This window comes from Neobacillus niacini, assembly GCF_031456445.1.
GTDB lineage: Bacteria > Bacillota > Bacilli > Bacillales > Cytobacillaceae > Neobacillus > Neobacillus niacini_I.
This window is the reverse complement of sequence record NZ_JAVDUQ010000003.1, coordinates 37,988-56,261: the sequence shown is the minus strand read 5'-3', so window position 1 is coordinate 56,261 and position 18,274 is coordinate 37,988. Positions and strand designations below refer to the sequence as shown.

The 18,274-nt window shown below is 37.6% G+C and carries 21 protein-coding genes and 1 pseudogene; 19 read left to right on the top strand and 3 right to left on the bottom strand.

From position 1 onward, the window contains the following. Positions 1-25: 25 nt before the first annotated feature. The 4 genes from prsW (at position 26) to J2Y67_RS04905 (ending at position 3,479) form a co-directional block, all read left to right on the top strand. Positions 26-715 (top strand): glutamic-type intramembrane protease PrsW, encoded by a 690-nt coding sequence (gene prsW, locus J2Y67_RS04920; protein ID WP_310171335.1) that lies wholly within the window; start codon positions 26-28, stop codon positions 713-715. A gap of 444 nt (positions 716-1,159) precedes the next feature. Continuing rightward, the gene (gene sleB / locus J2Y67_RS04915) at positions 1,160-1,861 is read left to right on the top strand and encodes a spore cortex-lytic enzyme (protein WP_310171712.1); all 702 of its coding nucleotides are present in this window, start codon (positions 1,160-1,162) and stop codon (positions 1,859-1,861) included. 12 nt (positions 1,862-1,873) lie between these two features. Then, entirely contained in the window at positions 1,874-3,223 is a 1,350-nt protein-coding gene (gene ypeB, locus J2Y67_RS04910; RefSeq protein ID WP_310171334.1) for a germination protein YpeB, read from the top strand. 76 nt (positions 3,224-3,299) lie between these two features. Continuing rightward, positions 3,300-3,479 carry a YpfB family protein gene (locus J2Y67_RS04905; protein WP_310171332.1) on the top strand — a complete coding sequence of 60 codons (180 nt, stop codon included), beginning with the start codon at positions 3,300-3,302 and terminating at the stop codon, positions 3,477-3,479. Positions 3,480-3,581: 102 nt separating this feature from the next. On the opposite strand, the gene J2Y67_RS04900 is transcribed toward J2Y67_RS04905, so the two are convergent. After that, positions 3,582-3,725, bottom strand: coding sequence for a hypothetical protein (locus J2Y67_RS04900; RefSeq protein ID WP_310171329.1), 144 nt, complete (start codon positions 3,723-3,725; stop codon positions 3,582-3,584). 84 nt (positions 3,726-3,809) lie between these two features. Next, a pseudogene (locus J2Y67_RS04895) lies at positions 3,810-4,284 on the bottom strand (transposase); the annotation flags it as partial. Between the two features lie 490 nt (positions 4,285-4,774). Here J2Y67_RS04895 and cmk point away from each other — a divergent pair. From cmk to fni, 4 genes are all read left to right on the top strand, one after another. Then, positions 4,775-5,452: a (d)CMP kinase gene (cmk, locus tag J2Y67_RS04890; protein WP_310171327.1), complete on the top strand. Its 678-nt coding sequence runs from the start codon at positions 4,775-4,777 to the stop codon at positions 5,450-5,452. Between the two features lie 2 nt (positions 5,453-5,454). After that, a complete protein-coding gene (locus J2Y67_RS04885) occupies positions 5,455-6,036 on the top strand; it encodes a lysophospholipid acyltransferase family protein (protein WP_310171326.1) in 582 nt (193 codons plus the stop codon). A 160-nt stretch (positions 6,037-6,196) separates the two neighbouring features. Then, the gene (rpsA, locus tag J2Y67_RS04880) at positions 6,197-7,336 is read left to right on the top strand and encodes a 30S ribosomal protein S1 (protein ID WP_310171324.1); all 1,140 of its coding nucleotides are present in this window, start codon (positions 6,197-6,199) and stop codon (positions 7,334-7,336) included. A 12-nt stretch (positions 7,337-7,348) separates the two neighbouring features. Continuing rightward, positions 7,349-8,407, top strand: a complete 1,059-nt coding sequence (gene fni, locus J2Y67_RS04875) for a type 2 isopentenyl-diphosphate Delta-isomerase (protein WP_310171322.1) — start codon at positions 7,349-7,351, stop codon at positions 8,405-8,407. Positions 8,408-8,444: 37 nt separating this feature from the next. Here fni and J2Y67_RS04870 read toward each other — a convergent pair whose 3' ends face one another. Further along, positions 8,445-8,591, bottom strand: coding sequence for a YpzI family protein (locus J2Y67_RS04870; protein ID WP_310171319.1), 147 nt, complete (start codon positions 8,589-8,591; stop codon positions 8,445-8,447). A 109-nt stretch (positions 8,592-8,700) separates the two neighbouring features. On the opposite strand from J2Y67_RS04870, the gene J2Y67_RS04865 reads away from it, so the two are divergent. The 11 genes from J2Y67_RS04865 to J2Y67_RS04815 all read left to right on the top strand — a co-directional run bounded on the left by J2Y67_RS04865 (position 8,701) and on the right by J2Y67_RS04815 (position 18,234). After that, a complete protein-coding gene (locus J2Y67_RS04865) occupies positions 8,701-9,309 on the top strand; it encodes a YphA family membrane protein (RefSeq protein WP_310171316.1) in 609 nt (202 codons plus the stop codon). A gap of 176 nt (positions 9,310-9,485) precedes the next feature. Continuing rightward, entirely contained in the window at positions 9,486-10,796 is a 1,311-nt protein-coding gene (gene der, locus J2Y67_RS04860) for a ribosome biogenesis GTPase Der (RefSeq protein WP_310171314.1), read from the top strand. A gap of 20 nt (positions 10,797-10,816) precedes the next feature. Beyond that, a complete protein-coding gene (locus tag J2Y67_RS04855) occupies positions 10,817-11,872 on the top strand; it encodes an NAD(P)H-dependent glycerol-3-phosphate dehydrogenase (RefSeq protein WP_310171311.1) in 1,056 nt (351 codons plus the stop codon). A 209-nt stretch (positions 11,873-12,081) separates the two neighbouring features. Then, the gene (locus J2Y67_RS04850; RefSeq protein WP_310171308.1) at positions 12,082-12,267 is read left to right on the top strand and encodes a DUF2768 domain-containing protein; all 186 of its coding nucleotides are present in this window, start codon (positions 12,082-12,084) and stop codon (positions 12,265-12,267) included. A 30-nt stretch (positions 12,268-12,297) separates the two neighbouring features. Continuing rightward, entirely contained in the window at positions 12,298-13,014 is a 717-nt protein-coding gene (locus tag J2Y67_RS04845) for a hypothetical protein (protein ID WP_310171307.1), read from the top strand. A gap of 329 nt (positions 13,015-13,343) precedes the next feature. Then, positions 13,344-14,822, top strand: a complete 1,479-nt coding sequence (gene spoIVA, locus J2Y67_RS04840) for a stage IV sporulation protein A (RefSeq protein WP_310171304.1) — start codon at positions 13,344-13,346, stop codon at positions 14,820-14,822. Between the two features lie 361 nt (positions 14,823-15,183). After that, positions 15,184-15,456: a non-specific DNA-binding protein Hbs gene (hbs, locus tag J2Y67_RS04835; RefSeq protein WP_034676225.1), complete on the top strand. Its 273-nt coding sequence runs from the start codon at positions 15,184-15,186 to the stop codon at positions 15,454-15,456. A 175-nt stretch (positions 15,457-15,631) separates the two neighbouring features. Next, complete coding sequence (folE, locus tag J2Y67_RS04830) at positions 15,632-16,198, top strand: GTP cyclohydrolase I FolE (protein WP_310171300.1); 567 nt, start codon at positions 15,632-15,634, stop codon at positions 16,196-16,198. 30 nt (positions 16,199-16,228) lie between these two features. Then, positions 16,229-16,510, top strand: coding sequence for a trp RNA-binding attenuation protein MtrB (mtrB, locus tag J2Y67_RS04825; protein ID WP_310171298.1), 282 nt, complete (start codon positions 16,229-16,231; stop codon positions 16,508-16,510). Positions 16,511-16,714: 204 nt separating this feature from the next. Next, positions 16,715-17,527 (top strand): heptaprenyl diphosphate synthase component 1, encoded by an 813-nt coding sequence (locus tag J2Y67_RS04820; protein WP_310171296.1) that lies wholly within the window; start codon positions 16,715-16,717, stop codon positions 17,525-17,527. Between the two features lie 2 nt (positions 17,528-17,529). Further along, a complete protein-coding gene (locus J2Y67_RS04815; RefSeq protein WP_310171294.1) occupies positions 17,530-18,234 on the top strand; it encodes a demethylmenaquinone methyltransferase in 705 nt (234 codons plus the stop codon). Positions 18,235-18,274 lie beyond the last annotated feature (40 nt).

The following is an 18,274-nucleotide window of genomic DNA, read 5'->3' as shown; positions in this document are numbered from 1 at the left end:
AAACGGATTGAAAAGAGGATCCTAGATGCTGGCAATTTTATCGGCGGGAATTGCTCCCGGGTTAGCCCTATTAAGTTATTTTTATTTAAAAGATGAATATGAAACGGAACCTGTTCCTGTTGTTCTGAGGACTTTTTTGTATGGAGCTCTGCTTGTTTTTCCAATTATGTTTATCCAGCACGTATTTGAAACGGAACACCTCATAAAGTCTGAAGTTATGGATGCTTTCTTGAGTTCAAGCCTTTTGGAGGAATTCTTCAAGTGGTTTATTCTTTTTTATGCCATTTACTCTCATGTTGAATTTGATGAGCCCTTTGATGGAATCGTTTATGGAGCTGCAGCTTCTTTAGGGTTTGCCACTGTAGAAAATATTTTTTATTTGGTTGCTAATGGTATTGAGCATGCAGTAACAAGGGCATTACTCCCTGTTTCAAGCCATGCCCTTTTCGGTGTGATTATGGGTTTTTATATTGGAAAGGCAAAATTTACAGATGGTTTGAAAATGAAGTGGATTATCCTCTCTCTGCTCTTACCTTTTATTCTTCATGGTGTTTATGATTATATTCTAATAACCCAAGAAAACTGGATCTATATTATATTTCCTTTTATGATTTTTTTATGGTGGCTTGGGTTAAGGAAGGTTAAAATGGCGAAAATACTAAGTGCAAATCATTTTAAAAAGAAATATACTGTTCAAAAATCTCTTCAATCCTAATGAAGGGATTTTTTTGGCTAGTATGTGCCTCCTCATTTTTATATAGACTCTCGGCATTCGCCGAGTCAGATGGTTCAAGGGTTTTCTTAAACCACTTATATTTAATTCCTCCTACTTTGTATAGGGGGAATTTTTTTTTTTTTCAAAAAGGCTCTGTTAAATTTGCCTGTTGATTTCCGCTCCAATCAGCGGAAAGCGAGCATCCTGGAGCGGAAATCAACCACTTCTCTAAAAGCAACAAAGTTTACGAAAACAGCCTTCACCTAGTCGATTTTTTTAAAAAATGATAGATGTAGGTTTATTTATTCCGAGAGTCTATTTATGAATAAAATTTCCATGAAAACAAAAAATAGGGTTACTGTAAAAAGATTTACATTTGGGGGTTACAATTCCATGAAAAAGAAAAAAATCCTAATGAAAATTCTCATTTTAAGCTCTTTTTTTATGATGATATTTTCCTTGGTGGAACCGAACAAAACGAAAGCTTTTAGCAATCAAGTCATCCAGCGTGGAGCAGTAGGTGAAGATGTAATTGAGCTTCAATCACGGCTTAAATATATCGGTTTCTTCCATGGGAAGATTGATGGAGTTTTTGGATGGAGTACATATTGGGCATTAAGGAATTTTCAATATGAATTTGGGCTCCCTATTGATGGGCTTGCAGGAGCTTCCACAAAGGTTAAACTCGTTAAATCAACAAAATACAATCGCTCGAATGTTACTCAAAATAATGCACCGCCTAAAAAAAATACACCCAAAAAACCAAATGCATCGAATACACCAAATGGATTTTCTCAAAATGATATACAGTTGATGTCGAATGCTGTTCATGGCGAATCCCGGGGAGAACCATTTATTGGTCAGGTTGCCGTTGCGGCAGTCATTTTAAATCGGGTAAATAGCGCGAATTTCCCCAATACGGTTTCAGGGGTTATATTTGAACCCGGGGCATTTACAGCAGTAGCAGACGGACAGATTTGGCTAGCCCCAAATGAAACATCGAGAAAAGCGGTTATTGATGCAATCAATGGCTGGGATCCAACTGGTGAAGCCCTGTACTATTTTAATCCTGCAACCGCAACAAGTCCATGGATTTGGTCAAGACCACAAATTAAGAGAATTGGGAAACATATTTTTTGCAAATAAGGAGGTGTAGAGATGATTAGAGGAATCTTAATCGGGGTTTTAGCCATTGGTGTTGCAGGAACCGCCTTTTGGGGGTATCAAGAACATCAGGAAAAAAATGCAGTCCTTTTAAATGCTGAAAACAACTATCAACGGGCATTTCACGGTCTAAGCTACCAAATGGATTTACTGCATGATAAAATCGGAACCACCCTTGCAATGAACTCAAGAAATTCGTTATCTCCATCACTTGCAGAAGTGTGGAGAATTACATCAGAGGCCCATAACGATGTTGGTCAACTGCCGCTAACATTGCTTCCATTCAATAAAACGGAAGAATTTTTGGCGAATATTGGGAATTTTAGTTACCGCACAGCGATTAGAGATTTGGATAAGGAGCCGTTGAATAAGAAAGAATATGACACTTTGAAGGTTCTTTATAAACAGTCAGGAGAAATTCAAAACGAACTTCGGAATGTTCAAGCAATGGTTTTAAAAAACAACTTACGTTGGATGGATGTTGAACTTGCTTTAGCTTCCGGTAAGGAAATGACGGACAATACCATTATTGATGGTTTTAAAACGGTGGAAAAAACAGTAACGGGCTATGACGAAACGGATTTAGGACCAACTTTTGCCAATATGCAAAAAAAGGATGAAAACTTTAAAAATATTAAAGGAAAGAAAATTACACGCTCTGAAGCAGTAAGTGAAGCAAAAAAATATATGAAGTTTGATGGGAATTCTAAAATAAAAGTTACTGAAAATGGAAAAGGCTCTGATTATGGTTTTTATAGTGTTTCCATTAAAAATAGCAGGACAGGTCAAGAGGCAAGTATGGATGTTACCAAAAAGGGAGGATTTCCAATTTGGTTTATTAATCACAGGGACGTAAAAAAACAAGCAATCAGCTTAAATGATGCAGGAAATCGTGCAGCTAAATTTTTAAAGGAACAGGGCTTTAAAAATTTAGAGCTTTTCGAAAGCACACAGTATGATCATATCGGTGTTTTTAATTTTGTAACCAATCTTAACAAGGTTAGGATTTATTCGGAATCCATTAAAGTAAAAGTAGCCCTTGATAATGGTGATATTATTGGCATTTCCGCTGAAGAGTATTTAAAAACACATCATGAACGAAAAATTCCATCACCGGTAATCACCATGAAACAGGCTCGTTCTAAGGTGAATCCTAATTTTAAAGTAATGGAAGACCGTGAGGCCATTATAGTGAACGATCTAAATAAAGAGGTATTGTGTTATGAGTTCCTCGGCACCATAGGTGAAGATACTTACCGAATTTTCATAAATGCACAAAATGGAATTGAGGAAGATGTAGAAAAGCTGAAAAATGCAGAAGCTGTTTATAATGATGTCCTATAAAGTAAGGAAAACGATTTCTGAATAAAAAATAGTACCCCCTCCAATAATAGGAATAATTTATTATTGGAGTGATTCTATGAAAGTGGTAGAAAGAGTACTAATAAAAATGGTGATCATTCAATTTGTTTTTCTTTTATTAACACAGCTTTTATTCCACCAATATAGTATTTTTCCTGAGTTAACACAATTAACAAAATATGAAGGTGTCAGTGAAAATTCATTTACTGAAATAATACAAACCCTATCCGGAAAATGAGGAAGCAAGATTGCTTAGTTTCAGATTGTCGAGAAAGGCTATTTTTCTCGGCAATTTTTCATTTTGTCTAATCTAAAATACCGATTTTTATTAAAAGATTGTCTATGCGACCGGTCCTGTTGATTTCCGCTCCGGGTGCTTCGCTTTCCGCGGGCGTGCCGGGGAGCCTCCTCGTCGCTTCGCTCCTGCGGGGTCTCCCCTGCCCCGTACTCCCGCAGGAGTCTTCGCACCCTCCGCTCCAATCAACAGGGGGAAATCAACCAAAAGAATTGCTACACAACTTTTCAATCCTGGCTAAGTGTGTGGCAATCTTTTTTATATTTCGGAGACTTCAGTAATATTATTAAGGTTCATGTCTGTAGACCGGTGGGCAAGATAATAAAACATTTCCTGCTTGTTTTCACGGGACATAAATCCATGTTCAAGGTCTGTCGTACTAACCCCAATTTCTTTAGTCTCCTTTAGATCCACCATTTCCTTTAAAGGCCTTTTTCATGCTTAAAACTATCCTCTTCTATAGCGTTGTTTAATTATTCAAAGTATTCACGTGTCTCTACTCCTACCTCTTCCCTAGGAAACTTATGCTTATTTGCGTTTGCCTTTAAAAGAGTTGAATCCGTAAATAAAACCTGCTCCCAACCATTTTGTGGTTCATTGCTTGGAGAACAATTTTATTAAAAATATCCTGAAAGATATTACTATCTATAAAAAGGACGAACTTTTTCTAGAAGAAATGAAAAGTCTATGTATTTATCAATAAGGCGAAGAAGATGGTCTTCTGGATCAAGTTCATCAATAAACACACAAATTCTTATTCATTTTGGCTAAACACTTTTGGCTTATTGATATCACCACTTATTCTTACTATTTTTATATGAAGTTAAGTTCTATATTGAATACTACACCGTTGATTGGAGCGGAAGGTGCGAGACTCCTGCGGGAGCAGCGGGACAGGTGAGACCCCACAGGCGCTTTAGCGCCGAGGAGGCTCACCGCCCGCCCCGCGGAAAGCGAGCATCCTGGAGCGGAAATCAACCCCTCTCTTTTTAGTTAAAATAGCAACAAAGTTTACGAAAACAGCTATTATTAAAAAAGGGAATAAAATAAAAGGCTATCGAAAGTTTTTCGACAGCCTGAAAGTAAGATTACTTGCTTTCTTTTTCTATTTTTAGAAGAATAGCTCTTGTAAGAAATTCAAATATTAAGGAGTAAAAAAAGGAAGTATTCCAATTTCTTATGGTAAAATAAATAATAGAATTGATCATTTACGGATCATGATGTTTCTAGGAGGATTTATGGAAAATAAGAAGATTTCAATCGCAATTGACGGTCCTGCTGCAGCCGGAAAAAGTACAGTAGCAAAAATTGCAGCGGAAAAATTATCGTATATTTACATTGATACAGGCGCAATGTATCGTGCTTTAACATATAAAGCAATCCAGAAAAATTTAAATCTGGAAGATGAAGAATCCCTATACGATACTCTCCTCACAACCGAAATTGTATTGGAGCCATCTGAGAATGGACAATTGGTTTATCTTGACCACAGCGATGTTACAACAGCTATTCGTACTGCTGAAGTGACCAATTCCGTTTCAATTGTAGCTAAACAACAAAAGATTCGTGAAGAAATGGTAAAAAGACAACAGGCTCTTGCTTCTAATGGCGGTGTTGTGATGGATGGAAGAGATATTGGAACCCATGTATTGCCAAATGCAGAAGTAAAAGTATTTTTATTGGCCAGTGTGGATGAAAGAGCTGAAAGACGTCATACTGAAAATTTACAAAAGGGCTTTCCTTCCGATTTGGAAAAATTAAAAGAAGAAATTGCCCTTAGAGATAAAATTGATTCAGAAAGAGAAATTGCGCCATTGAAAAAAGCGGATGATGCAGTTGAAATAGATACGACATCGATGACCATTCCTGAAGTAGTAGAAAGAATAATGGAACTAGTGCAGGAGAGGATTGGTTAAGAGTGACATTTTATACCTTCGCAAAATCTGTCTGCTATGCGATATTAAAACCTTTGTATCGAATGGAAGCAATTGGGCTCGAAAATTTTCCTAAAGAGGGTGGGGTCCTTCTATGTTCGAATCATATCAATAACTTTGATCCACCTGTTGTTGGTAGCATGATTCCTAGAACCGTTCATTTTATGGCAAAGGAAGAATTATTTTCAGTTCCAGTTTTCGGGAAAATTGTTCGAATGTGTAATGCCTTTCCGGTAAAAAGAGGTATGACTGACCGCGATGCCTTAAGAAAAGGTTTAAGTGTATTAAAAGAAGGGCATGTATTGGGAATATTCCCCGAAGGAACAAGAAGTAAAACAGGGGAATTAGGCAAGGGACTTGCAGGGGTTGGTTTTTTCGCCCTAAGATCGAATGCACAGGTTGTACCATGTGCGGTGATTGGCCCATATAAAATCTTTCGTAAATTACAGGTTGTTTATGGAAAGCCAATTCCGATGGAAGAACTCAGAAAGGCCAAAGCCTCTCCTGAAGAAGTGACTGAATTGATTATGGCTGAAATTCATAAACTTATTAAAGAGTACCGATAGCTTCTACTTGACAAAATAAGCTATTTATAAGAAGTTAATTAAAAGAGATTTTTTTTTGAATATTCTCAAGCTTATCTTATGAAATGTTTTTTATATGGGATGGAAGCATACACCCCAATATATAGAGTTTTTGCAGTAATTGGATTAAGGAGGAATACATATGTCGGAAGAAATGAATCAAGTAGAAGTAAGATCTTTTGAAGTCGGTGATAAAGTTACAGGACAAGTTTCAAAAGTAGAAGAAAAGCAGGTATTAGTAAATCTTAAGGACAGTAAACTAGATGGAATCATTCCGATAAGTGAACTTTCAAGCCTGCATATTGAAAAAGCTTCGGATGTTGTTTCAGAGGGCGATGAACTTGAACTGGAAGTACTGAAAGTGGAAGAGGATGCCTTAATTCTTTCCAAAAGAAAAGTAGATGCTCTTAAAGCTTGGGACCAGCTTGAAAAGCAATTCCAAAACGGCGAGATTATTGAAACTGAGGTTAAAGATGTAGTTAAAGGTGGTCTTGTTGTTGACCTGGGAGTTCGCGGCTTTGTTCCAGCTTCATTAGTAGAGGCTTTTTTCGTAGAAGATTTTTCGGATTACAAAGGTAAAAATCTTACCTTCAAAATTGTTGAACTTGATAAGGAAAAGAATCGCTTAATTCTTTCCCACCGTGCTGTAGTAGAAGAAGAAAAAGGGAAGAAAAAGCAAAATCTTCTTGACTCCTTAACTGCAGGACAAGTGATTGAGGGAACTGTTCAAAGAATTACTGATTTTGGAGCCTTTGTTGATATCGGTGGTATTGATGGACTTGTTCATATTTCACAATTATCTCATGAACATGTTGATAAACCAACAGATGTGGTTCAGGAAGGTCAAAAAGTCCAAGTTAAGGTATTGAACGTTGATCGTGATAATGAACGAATTTCTTTATCCATTAAAGAAACTTTACCTGGACCTTGGGCAAATATTTCAGAAAGAGCGCCAAAGGGCAGTGTTTTAGAGGGTACAGTAAAGAGAATTGTATCTTACGGTGCATTTGTTGAAGTCTTTCCTGGTGTTGAGGGCCTTGTTCATATCTCACAAATTGCCCATAAGCATATTGCCACACCTCATGAAGTATTAAAAGAAGGGCAAGAAGTGAAAGTTAAAGTTCTTGAAGTACATGAACAGGAACAGCGTCTTTCTTTAAGCATTAAAGAACTTCTAGAAAAAGATACAGAAGAAAACTTGGATTATGAACTCCCTGAAGAATCAAAAGGTTTTCAGCTTGGAGAAGTAATTGGTGAGCAATTAAAGAATCTTAGAAAATAATGGTGATTTTACGTGTCTAGATTTGAACGAAAATGGGACCACATACGCTATGCTTTAGATAACAAGCAGGAATACTCAGCAGCATTTGAAGATATTCATTTTATTCATCAGAGCTTACCGGATCTTAATGTGTCCGATGTTCGATTAGACCATTCAATTGGCGAACTTTCTTTAAGTTCGCCAATTTTTATCAATGCGATGACGGGCGGCGGCGGTGAAAAAACCTTTGAAATTAATAAAGAGCTCGCAGCTGTTGCGAAAATTTCTGGTATTGGAATGGCGGTAGGATCTCAAATGTCTGCGTTAAGAGACAAGCAGCAGCAATATACGTATGAGGTGGTCCGAAGGGAAAATCCAACAGGAATTATTATTGCCAATCTTGGCAGCGAAGCCACACCTGAACAGGCAAAGGCAGCCGTTGATATGATTGATGCTAATGCTTTGCAGATTCATTTAAACGTTATCCAGGAATTAGCTATGCCCGAAGGAGACCGGGATTTTTCCGGTGCATTGAAACGGATCGAAACAATAGTGAAAGCGGTCGATGTTCCTGTAATTGCAAAAGAAGTCGGCTTTGGAATGAGCAAAGAAACGGTTGAAACCCTTTTATCTATCGGGGTTTCAGCTGTGGATGTCGGCGGTTTTGGTGGGACAAATTTTGCAGAAATCGAAAATAAGCGTAATAGGAAGCCGCTTGCTTTTTTTAATGAGTGGGGGATTCCTACTGCCATTTCAATCCTTGAAGCATCAAACCATTCAAAGCAACTTTCAATCATTGGGTCAGGCGGTTTTCGTTCCAGCCATGACATTGCAAAAGGACTGGCCATTGGGGCAAATGCGGTTGGGATTTCCGGCCATTTTTTGCGAATACTCGTAAAGAACGGGAGAGAAGCCTTGCAAGAAGAGATTAATCGCCTTCACCAGGATTTAGTGATGATCATGACCGCATTAGGAGCAAAATCTATCTCAGAATTACAACAGGCTCCTGTAATGATTTCCGGGCATACCTATCATTGGTTAAATCAGAGGGGTTTTGATACAAAAAAATACAGCCAGCGCCGAATTAAATAAAAGCTCTCGCCAAAGCGAGAGCTTTTTCTTTTGGTTCTTATTCGTCGTACTTCGAGTCGTTTAGTGATCTTGCTTCTTCTGGGCTTTGTAATTTGGTAGCGCCTGGATAATGCAATGCTTGATCCCTGTCAGATTCCACTCTTCTGCTTGCTTTTAGTTTTTTTTCTTGACGGTCTTTTCCCATTCTTCCTACACCTCCTCTTTATAAGATGAATCAAGGAGTTAAGATTATACAGGTTAGTATGAAAATACATAGTATTAACCAATAATGAAGATAATAGGAGGTGTTGAAGGTGGAAGGTTCCATGTTTTATTGGATTTGTTGGTCTTTTTGGGTCTATTTAACATTCTTTTTAAATAAGCAAAATCCATATCGTTTCAAATTAGCAGCATCCATTTTAATTGTCATTATTCTTTCAACCATTCATTTCGGTATTGGTAATACTGAAGTTTATGCAAGTGGTTTATTCATATTTATCCTTACCTTTATTTCTTATAGTAAGGAAAAGCTTAGGGCAATTATTTATTTTTTTATTTGTTCCTATATCGTGGGAATAGCTTACGTTACCTTTCATTTGTTTGAAATTTTCGATCCCGTTTGGATCATTATTAAAAAGGAATGGATGATGGGGATTTTATTGGGATATTTAGCGATTCTTCTGCAAAAAACACTCAGGGGACGATTATTAATCGTTTTAAACGGAACAATGCAAGGAGAATTCTTGTATGCGCTTATTTTAAGTAAATATCATTTTCCTTACTCCATTGGTGCATATGCCTATCTTGATGTCTGTGCATTGATCAGCTTTTTGCTTGTTGGATGGAGCTTTTTTGAAAATGCAGGTACGATATTTCAAAATCATTTTAATTATACTGGAAAAGCGAAGCAAAAATCATCTTGACCTCATAGGTTTCGATTGCGGGAAAGGATTAACATTGTTAAACTAGTTAAGTTGGCCCTTCTCATGGAAAGAAGGGTTTTATCATTAGCACTTATTACTGAATGATTTAACCTGAGCTTTTTGCTTAGAGGATTAAATAAGTTGTTGAGTAACTATTGGAAAGGATGGGAATGTAGATGGTAAAACCGGTTATTGCCATTGTGGGTCGTCCCAATGTAGGAAAATCCACTATTTTTAACCGAATTGTTGGGGAACGTGTTTCGATTGTAGAAGACATCCCAGGTGTGACAAGGGACCGCATATATAGTTCTGGTGAATGGCTGAATCATGATTTTAATGTGATTGATACAGGAGGTATTGATATCGGTGATGAACCTTTCTTGGAGCAAATTCGCCAGCAGGCTGAAGTAGCGATTGATGAAGCCGATGTCATCATTTTTTTAACAAACGGAAGAGAAGGGGTAACGGCTGCAGATGAAGAAGTAGCCAAGATTCTCTATAAATCGAAAAAACCGATTGTTTTAGGTGTAAATAAAATTGATAATCCCGAAATGCGTGAACAAATTTATGATTTTTATGCATTAGGTTTCGGTGAACCTATTCCAATTTCGGGATCACATGGTCTTGGCCTTGGCGATTTATTAGATGCTGCGGCAAAACACTTTCCCAAAGACATAGGGAACGATTATGATGCGGATGTCATTAAGTTTTCATTAATTGGACGTCCGAATGTTGGGAAATCATCCTTAGTAAATGCTATATTAGGAGAAGAACGTGTTATTGTCAGCGATATTGCTGGAACAACACGGGATGCAGTGGATTCACCCTATACCTATAATGGCGATAAGTATGTCATTATTGATACGGCAGGTATGCGTAAAAAGGGAAAGGTTTATGAGAGTACTGAGAAATACAGTGTACTAAGGGCACTTAGGGCGATTGAACGTTCCGATGTTGTTATGGTCGTTTTAAATGCTGAGGAAGGTATCATTGAACAGGACAAAAAAATCGCCGGATATGCTCATGAAGCCGGAAGAGCGGTCGTTATTGTTGTCAATAAGTGGGACGCAGTTGAAAAAGATGAAAAGACCATGAAGGAGCTCGAACAAAAAATAAGGGAACATTTCCTTTTCTTAAGTTACGCACCAATAGTCTTTTTATCTGCTAAGACCAAAAAGCGGATTCATACCTTGCTTCCAATGATTAATATGGCCAGTGAAAATCATTCAATGCGTGTTGATACAAGTGTGTTAAATGATATTATTATGGATGCGGTTGCGATGAATCCAACTCCAACCGACAAAGGAAGACGCCTAAAAATATATTATGCAACCCAGGTAGCAGTTAAGCCGCCTACCTTTGTCATATTTGTTAATGAACCGGAGTTATTGCATTTTTCATATCAGCGTTTCCTTGAGAATCGAATTCGTGATGCCTTTGGATTTGAAGGAACTCCGATAAAAATCTTTGCGCGAGAGAGAAAATAAAATAAGGCAGGTGTGAAGTAATGGAGCAAAAATCTGAAACCATTGCTGTTCTAGGCGCAGGCAGCTGGGGAACAGCTTTGGCAATGGTTCTGGCTGATAATGGTCACCATGTCCGTTTATGGAGTCATAACGAAAATCAAGTGACAGAAATCAATCAATTTCATACAAACAAAAAATATTTACCGGGAATCGAGCTACCGGAGTTGATTGTAGGCTATGCTTCCTTAAGTGATGCGTTATCAGGTGTAGAAACAATGATTTTAGCGGTGCCAACAAAGGCAATTCGCGAAGTTATTGGGAAAATCGCTTCGGTTGCAAAAAATCCATTTATTATTGCGCATGTGAGCAAAGGGATTGAACCTGACTCGTTAATGAGAATCACTGAAATGATTGAAGAAGAAATGCCGAAAGAGTTTTTAAAAGATGTTGTTGTACTTTCCGGCCCAAGCCATGCTGAGGAAGTCAGCTTGCGCCATCCAACAACCGTTACCGTTTCATCGAAAAATATGGAGGCAGCTGGAAAAATCCAGGATTTATTCATCAATAATAATTTTAGGGTCTACACTAATCCTGATTTAATTGGTGTTGAAATTGGCGGGGCCTTAAAGAATATCATTGCGCTAGCGGCAGGGATTACAGATGGTATGGGCTATGGAGATAATGCCAAAGCTGCATTAATCACCAGAGGCCTTGCAGAAATTGCCCGTTTAGGAACGAAAATGGGAGCGAATCCATTAACATTTTCTGGTTTAGCGGGTATTGGTGATTTAATTGTAACCTGCACGAGTGTCCATTCCAGGAACTGGAGAGCTGGGAATCTCCTTGGTAAGGGAAAAACACTGGATGAGGTTCTCGATAATATGGGGATGGTGGTAGAAGGGGTAAGGACGACAAAAGCAGCGTATCAACTCGCAAAGAAATATGATGTCGTGATGCCAATCACCTTCGCCTTGTATGATGTTTTATTCAACGGAAAAAACGCAAAAGACGGCGTTGATATCTTAATGGGCCGTGGAAAAAAAACCGAAATGGAAGACCTGACAAATATTTTAGACGAAAGAAACGATTTAAACTAAAAATGTGCCTTTTTGACTAAAAAAATAGGCGTTCGATGATACGCTTTTTAATAAGTCAGCATACAATGCAACGAAGCACAATGGTAGTATGAAGCTGGAGTATGGGTTATTTTAGTCCAAATGACTGAAGTAAAGAATTCGCCCCTCTTTACTTCAGTTTTTTTATGGTCATGTGTTATAATAATTTTCGGTAAAAGGGGGAATTATTTTTGTCACCTGGTATGCTTAAAATGTGGATTTCTGTTGCCGGAATCGGTTTAATGTTTTTAGCGATTTTCACCATTTATCTTAGCCGCTTTAAATTCAAAGGAATTGTTCGGATAATAACAGCAATCCTTGCTTATTTATTTATGATTATTGCAGGAATTATTTTATTTATTGTGCTATTTACTTAAATTCTTATTACATAAAATAAAGGTGATTATATGAAACGGCTCGTGCTAGGCTGTGTTTTTGTATTTACAGCTATTTTTTTATCTGGGTGCATGTACCCTAATGAAAAACTTGCAAAGAATCAAATCCCATATAAAGATCAAATTCAGGCAGTGCAAGCAGCGGTGGATTCTTTCCAGAAGGATAATGGCGGCATCTTGCCGATTAAAACAAAAGAAGCGAATACGCCAATTTATCTAAAATATCCGATTGATTTTAAAAAAATTTCACCAAGGTATGTGGCAGAGCCTCCAGGAAATGCTTTTGAAAATGGCGGAATTTTTCAGTATGTACTGGTGGACGTTGAAAAGAATCCAACCGTAAAACTGTTGGATTTAAGGATGGCTGAAACTTTACGGGATATTAATTTAAGAATTAAAACAAAAGGGTATCCTCCCTATAAAGAAAGTATTGCAAATAACGTTTATACCTTGGATTATAAAAAGCTTGGTCTTGAAGATCCGCCATCTGTAGTCAGCCCTTATTCAAATCAAAACCTCCCTCTTGTGATTACCGGGAATGCGGAGGTCTATGTAGATTACCGTGCTGATTTATACCAAGCATTAAAGAAAACGAAAAAAACCTTTAAACCCGGGGAGGATATTCGCTCCATTCTCGTGAACAACTCCATGTTTGTCCCGGCGTATTCTTTGCCCTATACAGTGGATTCTAAAACAAAAGAGCCTGTTTTTATGGAACCTAAACAATGAACAAATAAGATAATATTAAATTGTCATAACCCTTTTCCTGTGAAATATATTGTAGGAGAAGGGTTTTTTTAGGTTAATAGGTTAACAAAATCTATCCCAATAAGGATAACACCGGAGTGAAAGCTGTGTATCTTTATTCGAAACCCTCACTTGATCCAAACCGTTCAGACACGACACATACTTGTAGAGCACTGAATTTTGAATAGGGGGGTAAAAAAATTTAGAAAAGTGTCATAACAATATAGGACAACGTCATAAACATATACTGTCCAATAATACCAAGATGGATAATATTATCCCACTTTAGTCTATGATCGGGAGGGGATCACTTGGAAAAGGTTGATATTTTTAAAGATATTGCCGAGCGAACTGGCGGTGATATTTATTTAGGGGTCGTAGGAGCGGTACGGACAGGAAAATCAACATTCATTAAAAAATTTATGGAGCTGGTTGTTTTACCGAATATAAACAATGAGGCTGACAGATCCCGTGCTCAAGATGAACTTCCACAGAGTTCAGCTGGTAAAACAATCATGACAACAGAGCCGAAATTTGTTCCAAATCAAGCGGCATCGGTTCATGTTGATGATGGTTTGGATGTGAATATAAGGCTTGTAGATTGTGTTGGTTATACAGTACCAGGTGCAAAAGGTTATGAAGATGAAAATGGACCGCGAATGATTACCACTCCTTGGTATGAAGAACCGATTCCATTTCATGAAGCAGCTGAAATTGGAACAAGGAAGGTTATCCAAGAACATTCGACTATCGGGGTTGTCGTTACGACCGATGGCACAATTGGAGAAATACCGAGAAGCAATTATATCGAGGCAGAAGAAAGAGTGGTTGAAGAGCTGAAGGAAGTTGGCAAACCATTTATCATGGTTGTCAACAGTGCTCAGCCGTATCACCCAAGTACAGAAACACTTCGGTCGAGCCTAGCTGAAAAATACGACATACCAGTCATTGCAATGAGCGTGGAAAGCATGCGGGACAGCGATGTTCTCAATGTCCTCCGTGAAGCATTGTATGAGTTCCCAGTGCTTGAAGTGAATGTCAACCTGCCAAGCTGGGTGATGGTGTTAAGAGAGAATCATTGGCTCCGCGAGAGCTATCAGGAGGCCGTAAAGGAAACGGTTAAAGATATCAAGAGATTAAGAGATGTTGACAGGGTCGTGCAACAATTCAGTGAATACGATTTTATTGACCGAGCAGGCTTAGCAGGGATTGAGATGGGGCAAGGGGTTGCAGAAATTGACTTATTCGCTCCAGATGAGTTATATGATGATATTTTAAAAGAAATTGTTGGTGTTGAAATTAGAGGTAAAGACCATCTTCTTGAACTTATGCAAGATTTTGCACATGCTAAAGCAGAATATGACCATATCTCTGATGCATTAAAAATGGTGAAGCAAACGGGTTATGGTATCGCCTCACCTACGCTTTCTGACATGAGTCTTGAAGAACCGGAAATTATCCGTCAAGGCGCGCGTTTTGGAGTGAGATTGAGAGCAGTAGCACCTTCTATCCACATGATAAAGGTGGATGTTGAATCTGAGTTTGCTCCAATCATTGGTACGGAAAAGCAAAGTGAAGAACTGGTTCGTTATCTAATGCAAGACTTCGAGGATGATCCTTTATCGATTTGGAATTCTGATATATTCGGAAGATCGCTAAGCTCTATTGTTCGAGAAGGGATTCAAGCAAAGCTTTCCCTAATGCCTGAGAATGCCAGATATAAATTAAAAGAAACATTAGAGAGAATTATAAACGAAGGATCAGGCGGTTTAATTGCTATTATCCTTTAGAAATAGGGACTCCGTATGGGGTCTTTTTTCTTTTTTGTAGTATTTTGTAAGGGGATGGAAAGAAAAAAGTAGAATTTTGTCGTTTAAAAGAAAAGATTACCATTATTTCATGAAATTTTCTTGATATGCTGAAATGATTATGATAATCTTTTAACAGAATTACGTTATGGTGCTGAAAACCTTTATATAATAAGGTTTTTTTGAAAAAAATAGATTGTACGATGAGAAAAAGTCATTTAAGATTAAATTGTTAATAAAACCGCACTATGACGTATAGAAATTGAAAAATTTGTTTAGAAATGTAGATAAGTAACCTTATTTACGAGTTTTTGAATAAATGCTTTGGGAGGAGGTGAATGGCATGAACAAGACAGAACTAATTAATGCAGTAGCTGAAGCAAGTGAGCTTTCTAAAAAAGATGCTACCAAAGCAGTTGATGCTGTTTTTGATTCAATTTTAGATGCTTTGAAAAACGGTGATAAAGTTCAATTAATCGGTTTTGGTAACTTTGAAGTACGCGAACGTGCAGCACGTAAAGGTCGCAACCCTCAAACTGGTGAGGAAATTGAGATTGGTGCAAGCAAAGTTCCAGCATTCAAACCAGGTAAGGCGCTTAAAGACGCAGTAAAATAATTACATAGTTTATTGCTTTAAGCGAATGCTTAAGAGCTAAGGTCATGGTTAATGCCATGACCTTTTTTCATAGGTGTAAAGAAGGGACTATTTTCTTTTTTGCCCTTAGTGAAAAAGTTGTGCTAATATGTATGTGTCATATATACTTGACAGATACATATTAGGAGGAATCACCATGTCAGAAGTAAATCGTGCCCAAATTGAAGAGGCGGTGCGTTTAATATTAGAAGCAATTGGCGAAAATCCAAACCGTGAAGGATTACTTGATACACCAAAACGTGTAGCAAAAATGTATGAAGAAGTGTTTAGCGGATTGAACGAGGATCCAAAAAAACATTTTGAAACGATTTTTAGCGAAGATCATGAGGAATTAGTTTTAGTTAAAGATATTCCGTTTTATTCGATGTGTGAACATCACCTTGTTCCTTTCTTTGGGAAGGCGCATGTTGCCTATATTCCCCAAAACGGCCGTGTTACCGGATTAAGTAAATTAGCAAGAGCAGTGGAAGCCGTTGCAAAGAGACCACAACTACAAGAAAGAATTACTTCAACCATTGCTGATAGTATTATGGAAAAGCTTGATCCGCATGGTGTAATGGTCGTTGTGGAAGCGGAACATATGTGTATGACAATGAGAGGGGTAAAAAAGCCCGGCTCAAAAACAGTAACGACTGCCGTTCGTGGAACACTTGCCAATGATACCATTGCACGTTCCGAAATTCTTACATTAATAAAAAATTAGTCAATCGGAAGTTTCTGGGGGGATTTATAATTGGAAAAGCGCCAATCTCAAAATAGTGATTATGTCGTGATAAAAGCCTTAGATGACGGCGTAAATGTAATCGGTCTTACAAGAGGAACGGATACTAGATTTCATCATTCTGAGAAGCTTGATAATGGTGAGGTATTAATTGCCCAATTTACGGAGCATACTTCCGCAATTAAAATCAGGGGAAACGCAAAGATTTTAACTCAATTTGGTGAAGTAGAAAGTGAAATGAAAAAATCATCAGTGAAAAATCTATCATCTTCAATATCAAATCAACATGTTTAATCCTATTCCCTTTGTTGAAAATGTGTTAATTTTGCGAAATTCCGCTCACGGTAATTCATTTATGCTATAATTGTGACTGTCTTGTTTAGAAAAGGATAGCAAATAATCGATAATAGATGATTTACAGGCATGAATGTCCGTTTTTATTAGAAAATAACAGTTATGAAAGAGACATCAATTTTTGGGGAAGCAAGGGTGATTAGAGTGTCAGACATTCGACAAAAATTCACAGATATTCTACAGCAGGTTGAGCAAAGGGTATTAGACCCATACCTGCTTAAATATATTGAAACCCCCATTATTGACGAAGATAAACTTCTTATCCTTGTATCAATTATGGATGGACTCGAATTGTCTTACAGGGAAGTGAAAAACTACTGTTTATCAACAATGCTTATTCAAATTGCCCTTGATACCCATGAACAAAATTCGATTTCGTCCGAAGATGAAAAAAGCCGTCAATTAACTGTTTTGGCAGGGGATTATTTCAGCGGTTTATATTATAAACTTCTTGCGGAATCAGAAGATATTATGGTGATAAAAGCACTTTCTGAAGGAATTAAGGAAATTAATGAAAATAAAATATCGGTTTATCATAGAGAAGCGGATTCAATTGACAAACTGATGATGAGCATAAAAAGGATTGAAAGCTCTTTACTAATCAAGCTCACTGAATATTTTCAAGGAGATGGTTGGAATGAGTTTTTCGAAAATCTCTTTTTCATTAAGCGGCTGCTCAAAGAGAAAAAACAGTATCTTCACTACGGCAGTTCATTATTATTTGAAGGATTAAAAAGTATTATTTTTCCGTATAATGAACATCAATCATCAAATCTATCGAGCGATCAGCAGCAGGACCTGCTAATGGTCTGTGATCGCTATATTAATAAAACAAAACAATTTCTTGAAAAAGGGAAGAATCAGTTTCCTTATTTAAATGAATTAATTGAACATCGAATTTCCAGTATTTTAGATCGAGCACAGCCAATTGCAAAAACTTTTGTAGAGGAAGGGTAATCATGCAGCAATCGAAAGAACAGCGGGTTCATAAGGTTTTTGAAAAGATTTCTGATAACTATGATAAGATGAACTCAGTGATTAGTTTTCAACAGCATATCAAGTGGCGGAAGGACACGATGAATAGGATGAAAGTAAAGCCTGGTTCAAAAGCCCTTGATGTATGCTGTGGAACGGCAGATTGGACGATTGCACTAGCAGATGCAGTGGGTCCTTCCGGAGAAGTAATTGGATTGGATTTCAGCAAAAACATGCTTAAGGTAGGTCAGGAAAAAGTTCAACATTTAGGCCTGAATCAGGTTAAATTAATTCACGGTAATGCGATGGAACTCCCATTCCCAGATCAAAGTTTTGATTATGTGACAATTGGCTTTGGTTTAAGGAATGTACCCGATTATTTGCAAGTTTTAAAAGAAATGAACCGTGTATTAAAACCTGGGGGGGTTGCAGTATGTCTTGAAACTTCGCAGCCTACTATGATCGGATATCGACAACTGTTTTATTTTTATTTTCACTATATTATGCCTTTATTTGGAAGGCTGTTTGCAAAAAGCTATAATGAATATTCTTGGCTTCATGAATCAGCAAGAGATTTTCCGGGCATGAGAGAGCTTGCCCGCATGTTTGAGACTGCAGGCTTTAAGAAAGTTTTCTATAAACCCTATAGCGGGGGCGCCGCTGCCGTTCATTTTGGGTATAAGAACTAATTGATGATATGTAGACAGGATGAAAAGCTGGTGAATACAA